This is a genomic window from Streptomyces sp. NRRL S-495, from assembly GCF_000966955.1.
Lineage (GTDB): Bacteria > Actinomycetota > Actinomycetes > Streptomycetales > Streptomycetaceae > Kitasatospora > Kitasatospora purpeofusca.
The window spans coordinates 1-739 of sequence record NZ_JZWY01000655.1 but is presented as its reverse complement, the minus strand read 5'-3'; the positions used below and the strand labels follow the sequence as shown (position 1 = coordinate 739).

The window sequence follows — 739 nt, the reverse complement described above, 5'->3', positions numbered from 1 at the left end:
GGTCGAGGGCGAGCTGGCGGCGCAGGGGTTCGTCGTGGCGGAGGTCCGTGACGCGCCCGACCGTCCAGGGAAGGAGTTCGTCTTCCTGGCGCGCCGCCCGCCCGCCGACGCCTGACCGGACGGAGGGAGCGTGCCGGAGGGCGGGTGACGGACCCCTGGGTCCGTCACCCGCCCTCCGGCAGGCCCCGCGCGCCGCTCAGCAGGCGGCCGCCAGTTCCGCCGCCGCGCCGGGGGCCGGCTCGCCGGCCTCGGCGGCCCGCAGGCGGGCGATCAGTTCCTCGCGCGCCCGGGCGACCCGGGAGCGGACGGTGCCGACCGGGCAGCCGGCCACCTCGGCGGCCTCGGCGTAGCTCAGCCCGACCACCTGGGTGAGCACGAAGGCCTCCCGCCGTTGCGCGGGCACCCGGTCCAGCAGGTCGCCGAGCGCCACGCCGTCCTCGAAGCCCGCGGCGGGCGTGGTGCCCTGCCGCTCGGCGGCCTCCTGCCAGTCCGGCAGCGCCGCGCAGCGCGGGCGGGCGGCGGCGTTCCGGTAGCGGTCGATGACGGTCCGGCGGGCGATCGACAGCAGCCAGGTGCGGGCCGAGGAGCGTCCGGCGAACCCGGGCAGGCTGCGCAGGGCGCGCAGGAAGGTCTCCTGGGCGAGGTCGTCGGCGGACTGCACATCGGTGAGGTGGGCGACGAACCGCCACACGTCCCGCTGGGTGGCCCGGACGAAGGCTTCGACGTCGGCGGACCGCCC

General features: G+C 78.5%; 1 protein-coding gene and 1 pseudogene. One reads left to right on the top strand and one right to left on the bottom strand.

The genetic code is table 11. The features are described 5' to 3' along the window. Nucleotides 1-115, top strand: a pseudogene (locus VR45_RS46060) (SAM-dependent methyltransferase); the annotation flags it as partial. An 81-nt stretch (nucleotides 116-196) separates the two neighbouring features. On the opposite strand, the gene VR45_RS30015 reads toward VR45_RS46060, so the two are convergent. Continuing rightward, on the bottom strand, nucleotides 197-739 hold a 543-nt coding region (locus tag VR45_RS30015), incomplete at its 5' end, for a sigma-70 family RNA polymerase sigma factor (protein WP_045943017.1).